15 protein-coding genes are annotated in these 15712 nt (G+C 49.2%); 11 read left to right on the forward strand and 4 right to left on the reverse strand.

The features are described from left to right. Positions 1 to 26: 26 nt before the first annotated feature. The 3 genes from ACO0LC_RS04785 to ACO0LC_RS04795 form a co-directional block, all read right to left on the reverse strand. The gene (locus ACO0LC_RS04785) at positions 27 to 1268 is read right to left on the reverse strand and encodes an MFS transporter (protein ID WP_423001151.1); all 1242 of its coding nucleotides are present in this window, start codon (positions 1266 to 1268) and stop codon (positions 27 to 29) included. An 83-nt stretch (positions 1269 to 1351) separates the two neighbouring features. Then, on the reverse strand, positions 1352 to 2662 hold the full coding sequence (locus ACO0LC_RS04790) for a homoserine dehydrogenase (protein ID WP_423001153.1): 1311 nt from the start codon (positions 2660 to 2662) through the stop codon (positions 1352 to 1354). A gap of 135 nt (positions 2663 to 2797) precedes the next feature. Further along, positions 2798 to 4027 (reverse strand): pyridoxal phosphate-dependent aminotransferase, encoded by a 1230-nt coding sequence (locus ACO0LC_RS04795; RefSeq protein ID WP_423001155.1) that lies wholly within the window; start codon positions 4025 to 4027, stop codon positions 2798 to 2800. Positions 4028 to 4350: 323 nt separating this feature from the next. Between ACO0LC_RS04795 and bla the strand changes: the two genes are divergently transcribed. The 11 genes from bla (at position 4351) to ACO0LC_RS04850 (ending at position 15287) form a co-directional block, all read left to right on the forward strand. Next, entirely contained in the window at positions 4351 to 5244 is an 894-nt protein-coding gene (gene bla, locus ACO0LC_RS04800; protein WP_423001157.1) for a class A beta-lactamase, read from the forward strand. Between the two features lie 86 nt (positions 5245 to 5330). Beyond that, positions 5331 to 5708 (forward strand): Mth938-like domain-containing protein, encoded by a 378-nt coding sequence (locus ACO0LC_RS04805; protein WP_423001158.1) that lies wholly within the window; start codon positions 5331 to 5333, stop codon positions 5706 to 5708. Further along, complete coding sequence (locus tag ACO0LC_RS04810; RefSeq protein ID WP_423001160.1) at positions 5705 to 7399, forward strand: glycosyltransferase family 39 protein; 1695 nt, start codon at positions 5705 to 5707, stop codon at positions 7397 to 7399. The genes ACO0LC_RS04805 and ACO0LC_RS04810 overlap by 4 nt, the downstream gene beginning before the upstream one ends. A 6-nt stretch (positions 7400 to 7405) precedes the next feature. Beyond that, positions 7406 to 7777: an EamA family transporter gene (locus ACO0LC_RS04815; RefSeq protein WP_423001162.1), complete on the forward strand. Its 372-nt coding sequence runs from the start codon at positions 7406 to 7408 to the stop codon at positions 7775 to 7777. A 64-nt stretch (positions 7778 to 7841) separates the two neighbouring features. Next, a complete protein-coding gene (locus ACO0LC_RS04820) occupies positions 7842 to 8969 on the forward strand; it encodes a DegT/DnrJ/EryC1/StrS family aminotransferase (protein WP_423001164.1) in 1128 nt (375 codons plus the stop codon). 19 nt (positions 8970 to 8988) lie between these two features. After that, positions 8989 to 9954 carry a glycosyltransferase gene (locus ACO0LC_RS04825; RefSeq protein WP_423001166.1) on the forward strand — a complete coding sequence of 322 codons (966 nt, stop codon included), beginning with the start codon at positions 8989 to 8991 and terminating at the stop codon, positions 9952 to 9954. A 10-nt stretch (positions 9955 to 9964) separates the two neighbouring features. Beyond that, positions 9965 to 10891, forward strand: coding sequence for a formyltransferase (locus tag ACO0LC_RS04830; protein ID WP_423001167.1), 927 nt, complete (start codon positions 9965 to 9967; stop codon positions 10889 to 10891). A 57-nt stretch (positions 10892 to 10948) separates the two neighbouring features. Beyond that, a complete protein-coding gene (locus ACO0LC_RS04835) occupies positions 10949 to 11989 on the forward strand; it encodes a bifunctional UDP-4-keto-pentose/UDP-xylose synthase (protein WP_423001169.1) in 1041 nt (346 codons plus the stop codon). A gap of 11 nt (positions 11990 to 12000) precedes the next feature. Continuing rightward, positions 12001 to 12936, forward strand: a complete 936-nt coding sequence (locus ACO0LC_RS04840) for a polysaccharide deacetylase family protein (protein WP_423001171.1) — start codon at positions 12001 to 12003, stop codon at positions 12934 to 12936. A 36-nt stretch (positions 12937 to 12972) separates the two neighbouring features. Next, positions 12973 to 13455, forward strand: coding sequence for a peroxiredoxin (locus ACO0LC_RS04845; protein WP_423001173.1), 483 nt, complete (start codon positions 12973 to 12975; stop codon positions 13453 to 13455). 116 nt (positions 13456 to 13571) lie between these two features. After that, positions 13572 to 15287, forward strand: a complete 1716-nt coding sequence (locus tag ACO0LC_RS04850) for a PhoH family protein (protein WP_423001175.1) — start codon at positions 13572 to 13574, stop codon at positions 15285 to 15287. Between the two features lie 99 nt (positions 15288 to 15386). On the opposite strand, the gene ACO0LC_RS04855 is transcribed toward ACO0LC_RS04850, so the two are convergent. After that, on the reverse strand, positions 15387 to 15584 hold the full coding sequence (locus ACO0LC_RS04855) for a hypothetical protein (protein WP_423001177.1): 198 nt from the start codon (positions 15582 to 15584) through the stop codon (positions 15387 to 15389). Positions 15585 to 15712: the final 128 nt, after the last annotated feature.

Raw genomic sequence — 15712 nt, forward strand, 5'->3', positions numbered from 1 at the left:
GATCGCCATTCATTGCTAGTCAGGCCTTATACTTTTTCGAGTTTGGCTTTCCACAACAAAGCTGCCGCCAGCAACTTTAATATGCAGGGTAAAGCTGCATACGCCAGTGTCAGCGCCTGCAAGCCCTTGGGACTTGCCACACCAGGTATATAGCCCAAGTATTCCAGTACTGGCAAAGCTAAGCCTGCTGCCACGGCCAGATTCATCTTGCTAGCCCAGTTCCAGACGCCAAAATAGCTGGCTTCGTTTTTTTCACTATGCCCTGCTGCATGGATGACGCCTGCCAGCAAAGCCGGTGGCAAAGCCAGATCAGCTCCCAGGCTAATACCTGAAAAAATGCAAATCAGAGCAAAAGCCCAGGCATCGCCAGCACCCAGTGCAAGCACGCCAACAAAACTGAGTACTGACAGCAACATCGCAAACAGCCACGCTTTGACTTCTCCTTTTCTTTGGGCAAGGTGAGTCCAAAAAGACATGGATAAAGCAGCCGCCAGAAAATACATCAGCAACAACACACCGGACAAATGTGCCAGATGCAAGCGGTCGTTAGTAAAAAACAGAAACAGGGTTGCCGGTATGGCAGCGGCTATGCCATTGACAACAAATACCAAAAACAAGGCTTTGAAGCTGCGATTGGCGAATAGATGACGCAAAGATAGCGGGACATGATCCGCTTCTGTCACACCCGACTTTCGCGGCGTATGGCGTATCAAAAGCCACGCCGTGATCAACAAACTAAAACTCAAGATACCAGACAATATTGTGACATTGCCAAACTGGATGATGGTGGCCGTGGTGATCACACCTACCAGACCACATGCCTCCCGTACACTGGTCAGCCTGACTCTTTGACCAGGCTCTTGCGTCAGGGATGCACCCCAACTCTGGTAAGCAATACTGGCCAGGCTGAATCCGGCATATACAACCACCAGTGTCACGAAGAACCAGAGGAAAGCAGGATTGCCTGACAAGTGAGGAGGATGAAATAGTCCAATGAAACCAATTATCAAGAATGGCAATGCCAAAGCTATATACGGCGCGTAAGTACGGCTCTGTGGCCTGCGGTCTATCACTGCACCTAGAAAAGGGTCAATGAAGGCATCCATGATACGGGTCAGCAATAATGCCGTGCCTATTGCCGACAAAGACATGCCCAGGCGGTCGGCATAAAATTGTGGCACATAGACATAGATGGGCAATGCCACCATCGCCAACGGAAAACCAAACATGGCATAGGGCAGCAACTGCGATAGGGAGAGGCGCGGCATGTTGCCCTGTTTATCCTGTTTATGCAAAGAAAAAGCATGGTCATTATTGTATGGCCACGCTTTTTCGTTTGAAGCCTGGTGATTTAGCTCAGTTCTTCCAGGCGCAACTTCGTCACAGCACCAAAGACGGAATCGAGTTTTTCTATTTTCTCTATCGCCGCGACGATATTTTTTTCCTTGGTCTGATGTGTCAGGATAATGATATCTGTCTGCGTTTCACCTTCAGCCGGTTCTTTTTGCAGCATGGCATCGATGGAGATCGTCAAATCTGCCAGGATACGCGTGACATCAGCCAGAACACCAGGTTTGTCTGCTACGTGCATACGCAGATAATAACTGGTGACGATTTCTGCCATCGGCAAGACTGGCAAATCGCTGAGAGAATTAGACTGGAAAGCCAGGTAAGGTACGCGATGCTCAGGATCAGCTGTTGCCAGGCGCGTGATGTCAACCAGATCAGCAATCACTGCAGAAGCGGTAGGCTCGGAACCTGCGCCCTTGCCATAGTACAGCGTCGCGCCCACTGCATCACCATGCACCAGTACCGCATTCATGGCACCTTCCACGTTGGCGATCAGACGTTTTTCTGGGATCAGGGTTGGATGCACACGTAGCTCTATGCCAGCTTCAGTGCGCTTGCTGATACCCAGCAATTTGATGCGGTAACCGAGTTCTTCTGCATAACGGATATCACTGGCTTGCAGCTTGGTGATACCTTCGACATGGGCTTTGTCAAACTGCATGGGGATGCCATAGGCAATTGATGCCATGATGGTGGCTTTATGTGCAGCATCGACGCCTTCGATATCAAAAGTAGGATCTGCCTCTGCATAACCCAGTTCTTGCGCCTGTTTTAGCACAGTGGCAAAGTCCAGACCCTTGTCACGCATTTCAGACAAGATGAAATTGGTCGTGCCATTGATGATACCGGCGATCCACTGTATGCGGTTGGCAGTCAGACCTTCACGCAAAGCCTTGATGATAGGGATGCCGCCAGCAACTGCGGCCTCAAACGCAACCATCACGCCTTTTTGTTCTGCAGCCTTGAAGATTTCATTACCATGCGTGGCCAGCAAAGCTTTGTTAGCAGTGACAACATGCTTGCCATTGGCAATCGCTTTCATGACCAGGTCTTTGGCGATGCCATAGCCGCCTATCAATTCGATGACGATATCGATATCCGGGTTAGTGACAACCAGATTGGCATCATTGACGACTTCACATTCACCATTGGTCAACTCACGTGCCCGCTCAACGTTCAGGTCTGCCACCATGGCAATCTCAATCGAGCGACCTGCGCGACGCGTAATCTCTAATTGATTGCGCTTCAAAACGTTGAAAGTGCCGGAGCCGACAGTGCCTATGCCTAACAGGCCTACTTTGATGGGTTTCATAAGTTTTCTAAACAGTAAAAAATGAAAATTTCAGGACTTTCGCAAAATTGTCCCAGCAAGGCATGACGACGAAGGCAGTACAAATTGTACGACTAGGAGTCATAACGCCGCTGGGGCGGTTTTGCGCAAGTACTGCTAATTGGTGCCGTGACGCTTTCGGTAGGACTCTAAAAAGTTAGCTATACGTCCGAAAGCATCTGTCAAATCATCCGTATTGGGCAAGAACACCACACGGAAATGGTCGGGATTGATCCAGTTAAATCCCGTTCCCTGTACCAGCAACACACGCTGCTCGGTCAGCAGTTCGTGGATAAACTCCTGGTCATCCTTGATGGGGTACATCAAGGGGTCCAGTTTAGGAAACATATACAGCGCAGCCTTGGGTTTGACGCAAGTCACACCAGGAATTGCCGTCAACAGCTTGTGCGCCAGATCACGTTGCTTGAGCAAACGTCCACCGGGCCCAACCAGGTCATTGATACTTTGGTAGCCGCCAAGCGCCGTCTGGATGGCAAACTGCCCTGGCGCATTTGCACACAACCGCATGGAGGCTAACATATTCAAGCCTTCAATATAATCCTTGGCATGACGTTTTTCTCCAGATACCACCATCCAGCCTGCGCGATAGCCACAAGAACGGTAATTCTTGGAAAGCCCATTCAGCGTCAGGAACAGTACGTCATCGGCCAGCGAGGCAATGGAGGTATGCTCTTCGCCATCATACAAAGTCTTGTCGTAAATTTCATCTGCAAAAACGATGAGCTGGTGCTGCCGTGCCACTTCTACTATCTGCTGCAAGACCTCGACCGGGTACAAGGCACCAGTCGGATTATTCGGATTAATAACGACGATGGCCTTGGTATTGGGTGTAATCTTGCTCTTGATATCGTCAATATCCGGCATCCAGTCTGCACTTTCGTCGCAGACATAATGCACAGGCTTGCCGCCAGACAGGCTGACAGCTGCCGTCCACAATGGATAGTCAGGCGCGGGCACCAATACTTCATCACCACTATTGAGCAAGGCATTCATGCCCATGACGATCAGTTCTGACGCGCCATTGCCGATATAGATATCTTCTATGGTCACACCACGGATATGCTTTTCCTGGGTGTAATGCATAATCGCTTTGCGCGGTGCAAACATGCCTTTGGAGTCGGTATAACCGGCTGCATTTTGCATATTGCGTATCATATCCTGCACGATTTCATCCGGCGGATCAAAGTTGAAGACGGCCAGATTACCGATGTTCAGCTTGATGATCTTGTGGCCTTCATCCTCCATCTGCTTGGCTTTTTCCATGACTGGGCCACGGATGTCATAACAAACGTCTGCTAGTTTTTGTGATTTTTGTATAGGTCGCACCGCTGCAATCCTTGATAATATTCGTGAGTTGGCAACATCCACATTTACAAGCTAAGCTGAAAGCAGATGAAAGCCCACAATACAGAAAAAGCGCAATACAGAAAATGCTGCACTGCCGAACGTTCCATTCTGCACAAAGCGCCGAATTTTATCAATCAGAACTTAGCAAAAGCTGAACTCGCTAGTGGATTTGCATGAATAGAGTCGCAGCATGTATCGTAAATGAGGGTTTTACCACCTAATAAGCTTATCCAGGCGCAGATAAAGAGAACAAAAAGTGCTGCATCTGTCATAAAGCCTTGAACACTGAATAAGAAACCATCATGAAAAAACTCTTGCTTTCCGTAGTATTGACATTCACGTTCCTGGGGAATGCCTGTTCACAAAACGTCCTGGAAGCGATTGCCATTGATAGTGGTGGCAGACTAAGCGCCAGCCTTCTCGTCCTGGAAACTGGGCAAAGCCTATGGATATTGCCGGATGCGCCAGCACCCATGCAAGGTGTGAGCAAGTTACCTATCGTCATGGCAGCATTGGCAGCTGTGGATCAAAACAAGTTCAAGCTGGATCACAAGATCATCGTTAGCAAAGAAGACTTGCTCAATGAAGAACAACATAGCTTGTTACGCGACGAACACCCCGACGGCAATTTTAGAATCACCTTGAAAGAACTCATGCATCACGCCATCGCAGATAGCGATGGCACAGCCAGCGATGTCTTGTTGCGTTTGCTGGGTGGGCCAAATGCAGTCATGCAATATCTGGCACAACTGGGAATACAAGAGATCAAGATCATTGATACTGACAAGGAAATGGCAAAATCCTGGAATATGCAGTACCGCAATGTGGCCACACCCAAAGCCATGATCAAGCTGTTACAAGCTTTTCAGCAAGGTAAAGCGCTCAGTCCCAAAAGTCATGATTTGCTCATGCAATGGATGACCGACATTGACACCAAGACTGACACCAAGCCCAGTCCGGGTCGCATAAAAGGCTTGCTGCCTGCAGGCACACCTGTCGTTCACGTCAGCGGTAATTCGCCCCCTCGCGGCAGCTTGACCCCTGCCCATAATGACGTAGGTATTGTGACTTTACCAGATGGTCACCATATGGCAGTTGCCGTCTTTATCACTGACAGTACGGCACCGCATGTCTCCCGCGACCTCACCATCGCCAAAATTACACGGGTAGGATGGGATGCCTGGGCAAAAAAATAAGCCTGAAATCGCAAGGATAGTATGAGCAGGAATAAAAAACGTTACAATGCGCCACTCATTTCAGCCCCAACCTTTGAGCTATATCGATGAAGTTGCATTCTACCCCTACGCAGCAATACCAGACCATCACTGCCTATGAACGAGACAGTGTAGAAATTAATGCAATTACCTATACCCACAGCCTGATCGTGCTGCCGGAAACCAAGCCCCAACAATGGTCTGCCACCAGTTTTGAGCATTTGAATAATGCTGACTTCGCCCAAATCGAAGCCACAGAGCCAGATGTTGTCATTTTAGGCACAGGCAACAAACAGCGCTTTGTGCGCCCCAGGTTGACGGCTGCTCTGGCTGCGAAACGCATAGGCGTGGAATGCATGGACAATCAGGCGGCTTGCCGGACATACAATATATTGATGGCAGAAGGCCGCAAGGTTGCGCTGGCGCTGATTATGGAAGCTGCATGAACCACACCTCCCCTTACGATTCACCGCGTACCTTATGGGCGCTGACCATCGCCTTTTTAGTGATCTGGTTTTACATGCTGGGCGCAAGAACCCTGGTGCCGACGGATGAAGGCCGCTATGCCGAAATGGCGCGTGAAATGCTGGCCTCTGGCGACTGGATTACCCTGCGCCTGAACGGCATCAAGTATTTTGAAAAGCCTCCGCTGCAAAACTGGATGAATGCACTGACCTTTACCATCTTCGGTCTGGGGGACTGGCAAGCACGTCTTTGGACAGGTTTGAATGGCTTGCTGGGTGTTGCTGCTGTAGCATACACAGGCAGCAAAATATTCAATCGCCGCATAGGTATTACGTCGGCATTGGTGTTGGGTTCCAGCTTCTACTGGGCAGGTATGAGCCATGTCAACTCATTGGACATGGGCTTGTCTGGTATGATGACCTTAAGTCTGTGTGGTTTGCTGGTGGCGCAAAACGCTAGTAAAGATAGTAGGACCGAGCGTAATGCCATGCTGGTATGTTGGCTGGGCATGGCATTGGCCACCATGTCCAAGGGTTTGATAGGTTTCGTCCTGCCCGGTGCTGTGCTGGTGATCTATACTGCAGTGACACGTGATTTGCGTTTATGGACACGCCTGCATATGGGCAAAGGCCTGGTCTTGTTTTTTGCTGTGACTGCACCCTGGTTTATCTTGATAGCACTGAGAAACCCTGAACATCCACACTTCTTCTTTATTCACGAGCATTTTGATCGTTTCACCAGTGACGTGCACAAACGCGGTGGTGCCTGGTATTACTTCTTCCCTTTTCTTATTTTGGGCATAGTTCCCTGGCTGGGTACACTCTTGCAAGGCTTATGGTCCGGCGTACGTGATAACAATCCTGGCTTTCAGCCACGCAAGATGCTGCTGATTTGGGTGGCGTTCCTGTTTTTCTTTTTCAGTATCTCTGGCTCCAAATTGCCTGGTTATATCTTGCCGGTATTTCCGGCACTGGCACTGCTGATCGCCTGGCATTTTGAACAAGCCGGTAATCGCCCTGCCAAATTGGCCGCTGTGTCGTTGGTCTTGATAGGCATTGCGGGCCTGGCAGGTTTAAGCGTTTACTTAAAAACACTGGATGCCAACACGGATGCAATTGACCATGCATTGGCCATCAATTACGCCCCCTGGTTAGCAACGGCTTCAGCACTTTGCATCGCTGGCGGCCTGCTAGCCTGGTTTATGGCGCACAAGAATGTTGCGAGCAAAGACTGGTCTCTTATTGTCTTGGCAGCGGCTGGCTTTCTCGCGGGACAAATTGCCTTTCTTGGACACGATCCCTGGGGCAAGTATATTGCTGGCAGCAACTATATCCAATCGATTAAGACTGAACTGACGCAACCTGACACACCTATTTATGCAGTCGGACGCTATGAGCAGGCTTTACCATTTTATCTACAAAAAACCACTATTCTGGTCGAGTTCCCTGATGAAATGCAATTCGGTCTTGAGCATGAACCACAATTATGGATACCCAAAAGAGAAGATTTCATCGTGCAGTGGCAAGCACACCAGGACAAGGGTGAAGCAGCTATCGCCATTTTGCGCAATGATATTTATGAGATCCTGAAAAAAGACAATTTCCCCATGCGGGTAATTGCCCAGGACCCACGCCGGGTTATCGTCGCCAATCTGGTCAATAAAAACAAATAAATCATTATGAATATCAATACTTTTGGCTTCATCTTCACTGGCATCATGCTCAATGCTGTGGCACAGCTCCTGCTCAAAAAGGGGACGAACGCGATAGGCGCAATCCACCTGACTGCTGAAAACTGGTTTTCCACAGGCTTGCAACTGGCAACACAGTTACCCATCATTGGCGGCCTGACTTGTTATGTCTTTTCAGTCGTCGTCTGGATTATTGGTTTGTCACGGGTCGATGTCAGCATCGCTTATCCCTTATTATCCTTGGGCTATATCGTTAATGCCATCGGTGCCTGGTATTTCCTGGGGGAAGTCATGTCCCTGCAAAGAATGCTGGCAATCGGCGTCATCATCATAGGCGTAGCTTTGCTGGTAAAGAGCTGAATTACTGCATTAGGCCACATCTCATATTCCACAAGAATAGTTCTGTTTTATTGAAAGGTTCACCATGAGTGACGCATCCACATTTTTGCCATTCACCAAACCAACTATCGATGAAGAAACCATCGCAGCCGTCACCGAAGTCTTGCGTTCTGGATGGTTGACGAGTGGACCCAAGGTGCAGGCACTGGAAGCACAATTATCTGAATATTTTGGTGGTCGCCCTGTGCGCACTTTCAATTCCGGCACCTGCACCATGGAAATTGCCCTGCGTATAGCTGGCATAGGCGCAGGCGATGAAGTTATCACCACACCAAATTCATGGGTGGCGACCGCCAATGTCATCATAGAAACTGGTGCGACGCCTGTGTTTGCTGACATTGATCCAAAAACACATAATATTGATCTCGACAAAGTCGAAGCAGCGATCACGCCACGTACCAAGGCGATTATTCCCGTGCATATGTGCGGCCTGCCTTGCGATATGGACAAGTTGTATGCCATCGCCGACAAATACAAATTGCGCGTCATTGAAGATGCAGCCCAAGCCATAGGTTCCAGTTGGAAAGGCAAGCGCATAGGCGCTTTTGGTGACTTTGCTTCATTTAGCTTCCAGGTCAACAAAAACATCATGACGGGCGAAGGTGGTTGCCTGGTCTTGAACAATGCAGAAGAAGTGCGCCTGGCAGAAAAATACAGACTGCAAGGCGTAACGCGCAGTGGCCTGGACGGTATAGACGTTGATGTACTCGGTGGCAAATACAATATGACCGATATTGCCGCTGCCATAGGTCTGGGCCAAATGAAGCATCTGACAGAGTTCAATGCCAAGCGCGCGGCCTTAGCACAGCATTACTTCACGAGCTTTGGTACTGACTTTGAACAAAAGACAGGTGCAGAGTTACCCGTTGCCGACTTTGAAAACAGTAACTGGCATATGTTCCACCTGGTCTTGCCAGAAAGCGTTAATCGCGCAAGCTTCATGCAGCAAATGCTGGATCAGCAAATTGGCCTGGGTTATCACTATCGTGCCATCCATTTGTTCAGTATGTACCGCGAGCGCGGCTTTACCGATGGCATGTTCCCGATTGCAGAACGCATAGGCAAACAAATTGTTACTTTGCCATTATTTCCTTCAATGAACACAGAAGATGTCGAAAGAGTCGTGTCTGCGGTAAAATCCTGCCTTCTCTGAAATCGGCAGAACAATACCAATGAAACCCGAACTCTCTGTTGTCATACCCGTCTACAACGAAGAAGCTGGCCTGGCCAAGCTGTTTGAGCGCTTATACCCAGCGCTTGATGCACTGGCAGCGCGTGGCGTCAGCTATGAAATAGTCTTTGTCAACGATGGCAGCCGCGATAACACGCCTGCTTTGCTGGCTGACCAGTATCGTTTGCGCCCCGATGTAACTCGTGTTGTACTGTTCAATGGCAATTACGGCCAGCACATGGCGATTCTGGCCGGTTTTGAAGCTACACGTGGTGAGATCGTCGTCACCCTGGATGCAGATTTGCAAAATCCGCCAGAAGAAATTGGTGCCCTCGTCGATAAAATGCGTGAAGGCTATGATTACGTGGGATCCATACGCCGTAAGCGTCAGGATTCTGCCTGGCGCACTTATGCATCCAAGGCGATGAATCGTTTCCGCGAAAAAATCACGCGCATCAAGATCACGGATCAAGGCAATATGCTGCGCGCCTATGACCGCAATGTGATTAACCTCATCAACCAGTGCAGCGAGGTGAATACCTTCGTTCCTGCCCTGGCATATACTTTTGCCCGTAAGCCTACAGAAATCACGGTTGAACATGAAGAACGTTCGGCTGGCGAATCGAAATATTCTATCTATAGCCTGATACGCCTGAATTTTGATTTGATGACGGGCTTTTCCATCATGCCTTTGCAATGGTTTTCCATGTTGGGTATGGTCTTGTCCGTCTTATCTGGTGGCCTGGTGCTACTCTTGCTGGTGCGCCGTTTTGTACTGGGTGCTGAAGCCGAAGGCTTGTTCACCCTGTTCGCCATAGCCTTCTTCCTGATGGGCGTCATTTTGTTTGGTATAGGCTTGCTCGGTGAATATGTAGGTCGCATTTACCAGCAAGTGCGCGGTCGCCCGCGTTATGTGGTGCAAACCATACTTGAGCAATCCAGCGCAGATTTGCCTGAAGTTAATTAAGAAAGCAGAGATGACACCATCAGCATCCCCTGCAAAAGCAGTGGTTTTTGCCTATCACAGCGTCGGTGTACGTTGCATCAAGACTTTGCTGGCACGTGGCGTAGACGTCAAACTGGTCGTTAGCCATACTGACAACCCGGCAGAAACCATCTGGTTTGAATCCGTTGCCGATCTTTGTCGTGAGCAAGGCATACCTTGCATCACTCCTGACGATCCAAAATCAGCTGAGCTGAAAGAACAAGTGGCAGCTATAGCGCCAGATTTCATTTTCAGCTTTTATTATCGCCACATGCTGCCGCTGGATGTATTGGCGCTGGCAAAACGTGGCGCTTACAACCTGCATGGCTCCTTGCTGCCTAAATACCGTGGTCGTGTACCTGTCAATTGGGCTGTATTACATGGTGAAACTGAAACTGGTGCCACCTTGCATGAAATGGCCTTAAAGCCTGATGCAGGCGACATTCTTGCTCAAGTATCAGCGCCTATTTTGCCGGACGACACAGCCTATGAAGTATTTGGTAAATTGACTGTGGCTGCTGAACAATGTCTGTGGAATGCCCTGCCAGATTTGATCGCAGGCACGGCCAGACGCTTACCTAATGATTTGTCAACTGGTAGCTATTTCGGTGGCCGCAAACCAGAGGATGGACGTATCCACTGGGAACAGACTGCACAGCAGGTGTATAACCTGCACAGAGCCGTTGCCCCGCCCTACCCCGGTGCGTTTACGGATCAGGCTGGCCAGCGTTTTGTTATCGGAAAAGCACGCTTATCCAAATCTGGTACGGCAAATTTGCCGACAGGCTTACATGTAGTAGATAATAACGTCCTTGGCGTGTGCGGCGATGGCCGGGCACTGCATATTATTGAATTGTTAATGGATGGCAAAATTGTGGGCACGCAAGAATTGGCGTCCCTATTGAAGCAAACGGCATAAGCCTTTGTTTTGCGCATCTGAACTGGCAATCAACATTTACTTTAAAAAGAATTCATTATGAAAAAAGTCCTCATTCTCGGCGTGAACGGTTTTATCGGTCACCATTTGTCCAAGCGCATTCTGGAAACCACAGACTGGGAAGTGTATGGCATGGACATGCAAACCGAGCGTCTGGGCGACATGATCAACCATCCACGCATGCATTTCTTTGAAGGTGACATCACCATCAATAAAGAATGGGTTGAATATCATGTCAAGAAGTGCGACGTGATCCTGCCGCTGGTGGCGATCGCTACACCTTCCACATACGTAAAACAGCCTTTGCGCGTGTTCGAACTGGATTTTGAAGCCAACCTGCCTATCGTCCGCTCCGCTGCAAAATATGGCAAACACCTGGTGTTCCCATCCACTTCTGAAGTCTATGGCATGTGCCATGATGACGAATTCGATCCAGAAGAATCTGAACTGATTTGTGGTCCTATCAATAAACCGCGCTGGATTTATTCTTGCGCCAAGCAATTGATGGATCGCGTGATCTGGGGTTATGGCATGGAGGGCTTGAACTTCACCCTGTTCCGTCCATTCAACTGGATCGGTGCTGGCCTGGACAATATCCACACACCTAAAGAAGGCAGCTCACGCGTGGTGACGCAATTCTTTGGCCATATCGTCCGTGGTGAGAATATCTCTCTGGTCGATGGCGGTGCGCAAAAACGCGCTTTCACTTATATCGACGATGGTATCGATGCCTTAATGCGTATTATCGATAACAAAAATGGTGTAGCCAGCGGCAAGATCTACAACATCGGTAACCCGACCAATAATTTCTCCATCCGCGAACTGGCTCACATGATGCTGGATCTCGCTGCTGAATACCCTGAGTACGCGGAAACAGCCAAAAAAGTAGAACTGACAGAAACTACTTCTGCAGCCTACTATGGCAAAGGCTATCAGGACGTGCAAAACCGCGTTCCAAAAATAACCAATACCTGTGAAGAACTGGGTTGGAAACCAGTGACAACCATGCCAGACACCATGCGCAATATTTTTGACGCTTACCGCAGCCAGGTAGCCGAAGCACGCGCCTTGATGGACTAATACTGGACTACATGCCTACCATCGTTCTCAAGATCGACGTCGATACTTATCGCGGCACTAAAGAAGGCGTACCTAATCTGGTGCGCATTCTTAAAAAACACAATGCAGGCGCAACTTTCCTGTTTTCTTTAGGCAAGGACCACACGGGCTGGGCTTTGCGCAGGGCATTTCGCCCTGGTTTTTTCCAAAAAGTGTCGCGCACCTCAGTCCTAGAACATTATGGTTTCAAGACCCTGATGTATGGCGTTTTCTTGCCAGCCCCGGATATCGGTAGCTGCACGACAGAAATGCAGGCCGTGCGTGATGCTGGTTTTGAGTGTGGCATTCACACCTGGGACCACGTAGTCTGGCAAGACAATGTGCGGGTACGTGACCTGGACTGGACACGCAAACAAATGCAGCAAGCCCATCAGCGCTTCCAGCAAATTTTTGGTGCCACACCAAAAACCCATGGTGCGGCTGGCTGGCAAATGAATGATCACGCCTTTGCCCAGCTTGACCAGTTCGGCATGCAATACGCATCTGATGGGCGCGCCGTGCTCAATGAAGATGGCAGCCTTAGCAATCCGAAGGCTGGCCCTTACCGCCTGCAAGTAGGTGGCAATGCCATGTCCTGCATACAGATGCCGACTACCCTGCCCACACTTGACGAGTTGCTGGGACGAGACATCGCGGGCAATGTCATTAGCGAGTCAAATATCGCTGCGAATATACTGGGACTGACAGCAACTCCCAAAGATCATGTATTTACCTTACATGCAGAGCTTGAAGGACAGAAACTCGCCCCCATATTCGAGGAATTGCTGACAGGCTGGCACAAGCAAGGTTATCGTTGTATTTCCATGGCGGACTACTATGCGTCCATCAAGAACAGTGACTTACCGACACGTCCATTGTCATGGGCAAGCTTGCCAGGTCGTTCCGGAGAACTGGTCGCCCTGATCTAGTCAGTCAGCAACATTTCTCCACCCCTAACCAAGGAGATGAAAGTGGCTGAGACCCCTTCCGCACTACACTGCCAGGTACCAGAATTTTCCGCCGTCATGACTGGCGGCAAAGCGTTTCAATTAAGTGAGCATATTGGTAAAAATATCATTATTTATTTTTACCCCAAAGACAACACGCCAGGCTGCACCACGGAAAGCATCGCCTTCCGTGACTTGCACCCACAATTCCAGCAAGCTAATTCTGTCGTTTTTGGTGTCAGTCGTGACAGCCTGCGCTCTCACGACGGATTTAAAAATAAATTAGACCTGCCTTTCGAACTGATTTCTGACCCTGACGAAACCTTATGCCTGTTGTTCAATGTCATGAAAATGAAGAACATGTATGGCAAACAAGTGCGTGGCATAGAACGCAGCACATTTGTGATTGACGGCAATGGCAAATTAGTGAAAGAATGGCGTGGAGTCAAAGTAGCAGGACACGTAGACGAAGTACTCGAATTTGTGAGCGCCCAAACTTAATTGAACTCTCCAGAATTACTCTTGATAAAAGCCGTGAAAGACAGTGCCAGTAGCAATACTGGTATGTCCTTAGCGGCTTTTAACTTTTCAGCTCTCACTTTTTGATTGAGGTTTTCATGCCATTGCCAAAAATGCCGACCAAGCCAGCAGCACTGCTTTCACCCAAGGATTATCCGAAGGCAGAAAAAGGCAAACCAGCCAAAACAATAAAATCCGCAACGCCAGAGAAAATCAAAGCTATTGCTGTAGTACCCGTACCACAAAAAAAGAAAGCAGCACCCGTCCCGGCAGTGGTCAGTAAGCCCGTTGCAGAAAAAACGACGCCAGCCGTCATCGCCAAAGCCTTGCCTGTCGTCGCAGCAAGCAAGGCCAAGGCCCATGACAGCCGTGTCAAGTCTGGCACCAGTCGTGCAGCCGACAAATCTGGTACAACCAAATTGTTTGTGCTTGATACCAATGTCTTGATGCATGACCCATCATCGCTGTTCCGTTTTGAAGAGCATGATGTCTACTTGCCCATGATCACGCTGGAAGAACTGGATGATCATAAAAAAGGCATGTCCGAGGTCGCCCGCAATGCGCGCCAGGTATCGCGCTCACTGGATGCACTGGTAGGTGACATCGATCATCACGATATAGAAAAAGGTATCTTGCTGTCCAAACTGGGCAACAAGGATGCCAAGGGCCATCTGTACTTCCAGACCAAGCTGCAAAGTGCCGATTTGCCGGTTGGCCTGCCTAAAGGCAAGGCCGATAACCAGATTCTTGGTGTAGTACGCGCCCTGGAAACGGAAATGCCTGGCCGCCCTGTCGTCCTGGTGTCGAAAGACATCAATATGCGCATCAAGGCGCGAGCCATGGGTCTGCCTGCCGAAGACTATTTCAATGACCACGTACTGGAAGATTCAGATCTCCTGTATTCAGGCATCGTGCAGTTGCCTGACGACTTCTGGAACAAGCATGGCAAGGGAATAGAAACCTGGCAAGAAAACCGTAACGGTTTGAGCACGACTTTCTACCGCATCACCGGGCCGGTCATTCCCTCCCTGCTGGTGAATCAGTTCGTGTATCTGGAACCCAAGAATGGTGAAGCTTCTTTCTATGGCCAGGTCAGGCAAATCAATGGCAAGACTGCAGTACTGCAAACCTTGCGTGACTATGGCCATGTCAAGCATAGCGTTTGGGGCATCACCTCGCGCAACCGCGAGCAGAACTTTGCATTGAATCTGCTGATGGATCCGGAATGCGATTTCGTTACCCTGTTGGGTCAGGCTGGTACAGGCAAAACTTTGCTGGCCCTGGCTGCAGGTCTGGCGCAGGTACTGGAAACCAAAACCTATAATGAAATCATCGTCACCCGCGTCACTGTGCCGGTTGGTGAAGACATAGGTTTCTTACCCGGTACTGAAGAAGAAAAAATGTCACCTTGGATGGGTGCATTTGATGACAACCTGGAAGTGCTCAACAAATCCGACAATGATGCAGGTGACTGGGGTCGTGCCGCAACTCAGGATTTGATACGCTCGAAGATCAAGATCAAATCCCTGAATTTCATGCGTGGCCGCACTTTCGTCAACAAATTCCTCATCATCGACGAAGCGCAGAACTTGACACCCAAACAGGTCAAGACTCTGGTGACGCGCGCAGGTCCAGGTACCAAGATCATCTGCTTGGGCAATATTGCCCAGATCGATACACCATACCTGACTGAAGGCTCCAGCGGTCTGACTTATGTTGTAGACAGATTCAAGGGTTGGGCACACAGTGGCCACGTGACACTGGCACGCGGCGAACGTTCTCGTCTGGCAGATCACGCGAGCGAGATTTTGTAATTCACAGAGTACGTTGCAAATAAAAATGGCACCCAGTTTGGGTGCCATTTTTTTGTTCAAGAACCGGATAACAGATGCCTGAAATCGAGTAAAAATCTATTAAGATATAGGCAGTTCCCATGGATAAGGGACATGACCCGGTGGTGGTTCTTCACCTGCACTTGGATCGTGGTTTTGCCCACCATTACTATCATCCCCACCAGAAACCAGCAATATTTCCTGCTCAGTCAATACACGTGCAATCTTCATTCCTATAACACCAGCCTCAGCTTCAGTTTTTTTAGCTTGGATATTCATTATCAAAATTCCCCATGATTGCGCAGATTTCATTTGCTTTGGTACAAAGTCTGCAACCCCAAGTACCAAAGAGGTGTGACATAACTAAGTGTCACCATAAATTTTTGAAAAGTATTTTTCAAAAATGG

Source organism: Undibacterium sp. JH2W, assembly GCF_049340425.1.
In the GTDB taxonomy this organism is placed as follows: domain Bacteria; phylum Pseudomonadota; class Gammaproteobacteria; order Burkholderiales; family Burkholderiaceae_D; genus Undibacterium.

Excerpts from the sequence above, each read along its gene's own strand:
- ACO0LC_RS04820 (WP_423001164.1), top strand. The coding sequence starts at position 7,842 with ATGAGTGACGCATCCACATTTTTGCCATTCACCAAACCAACTATCGAT.
- bla (WP_423001157.1), top strand. The coding sequence starts at position 4,351 with ATGAAAAAACTCTTGCTTTCCGTAGTATTGACATTCACGTTCCTGGGG.
- ACO0LC_RS04830 (WP_423001167.1), top strand. The coding sequence starts at position 9,965 with ATGACACCATCAGCATCCCCTGCAAAAGCAGTGGTTTTTGCCTATCAC.
- ACO0LC_RS04840 (WP_423001171.1), top strand. The coding sequence starts at position 12,001 with ATGCCTACCATCGTTCTCAAGATCGACGTCGATACTTATCGCGGCACT.
- ACO0LC_RS04810 (WP_423001160.1), top strand. The coding sequence starts at position 5,705 with ATGAACCACACCTCCCCTTACGATTCACCGCGTACCTTATGGGCGCTG.
- ACO0LC_RS04845 (WP_423001173.1), top strand. The coding sequence starts at position 12,973 with ATGAAAGTGGCTGAGACCCCTTCCGCACTACACTGCCAGGTACCAGAA.
- ACO0LC_RS04815 (WP_423001162.1), top strand. The coding sequence starts at position 7,406 with ATGAATATCAATACTTTTGGCTTCATCTTCACTGGCATCATGCTCAAT.
- ACO0LC_RS04825 (WP_423001166.1), top strand. The coding sequence starts at position 8,989 with ATGAAACCCGAACTCTCTGTTGTCATACCCGTCTACAACGAAGAAGCT.
- ACO0LC_RS04785 (WP_423001151.1), bottom strand. The coding sequence starts at position 1,268 with ATGCCGCGCCTCTCCCTATCGCAGTTGCTGCCCTATGCCATGTTTGGT.
- ACO0LC_RS04835 (WP_423001169.1), top strand. The coding sequence starts at position 10,949 with ATGAAAAAAGTCCTCATTCTCGGCGTGAACGGTTTTATCGGTCACCAT.
- ACO0LC_RS04850 (WP_423001175.1), top strand. The coding sequence starts at position 13,572 with ATGCCATTGCCAAAAATGCCGACCAAGCCAGCAGCACTGCTTTCACCC.
- ACO0LC_RS04855 (WP_423001177.1), bottom strand. The coding sequence starts at position 15,584 with ATGAATATCCAAGCTAAAAAAACTGAAGCTGAGGCTGGTGTTATAGGA.
- ACO0LC_RS04790 (WP_423001153.1), bottom strand. The coding sequence starts at position 2,662 with ATGAAACCCATCAAAGTAGGCCTGTTAGGCATAGGCACTGTCGGCTCC.
- ACO0LC_RS04805 (WP_423001158.1), top strand. The coding sequence starts at position 5,331 with ATGAAGTTGCATTCTACCCCTACGCAGCAATACCAGACCATCACTGCC.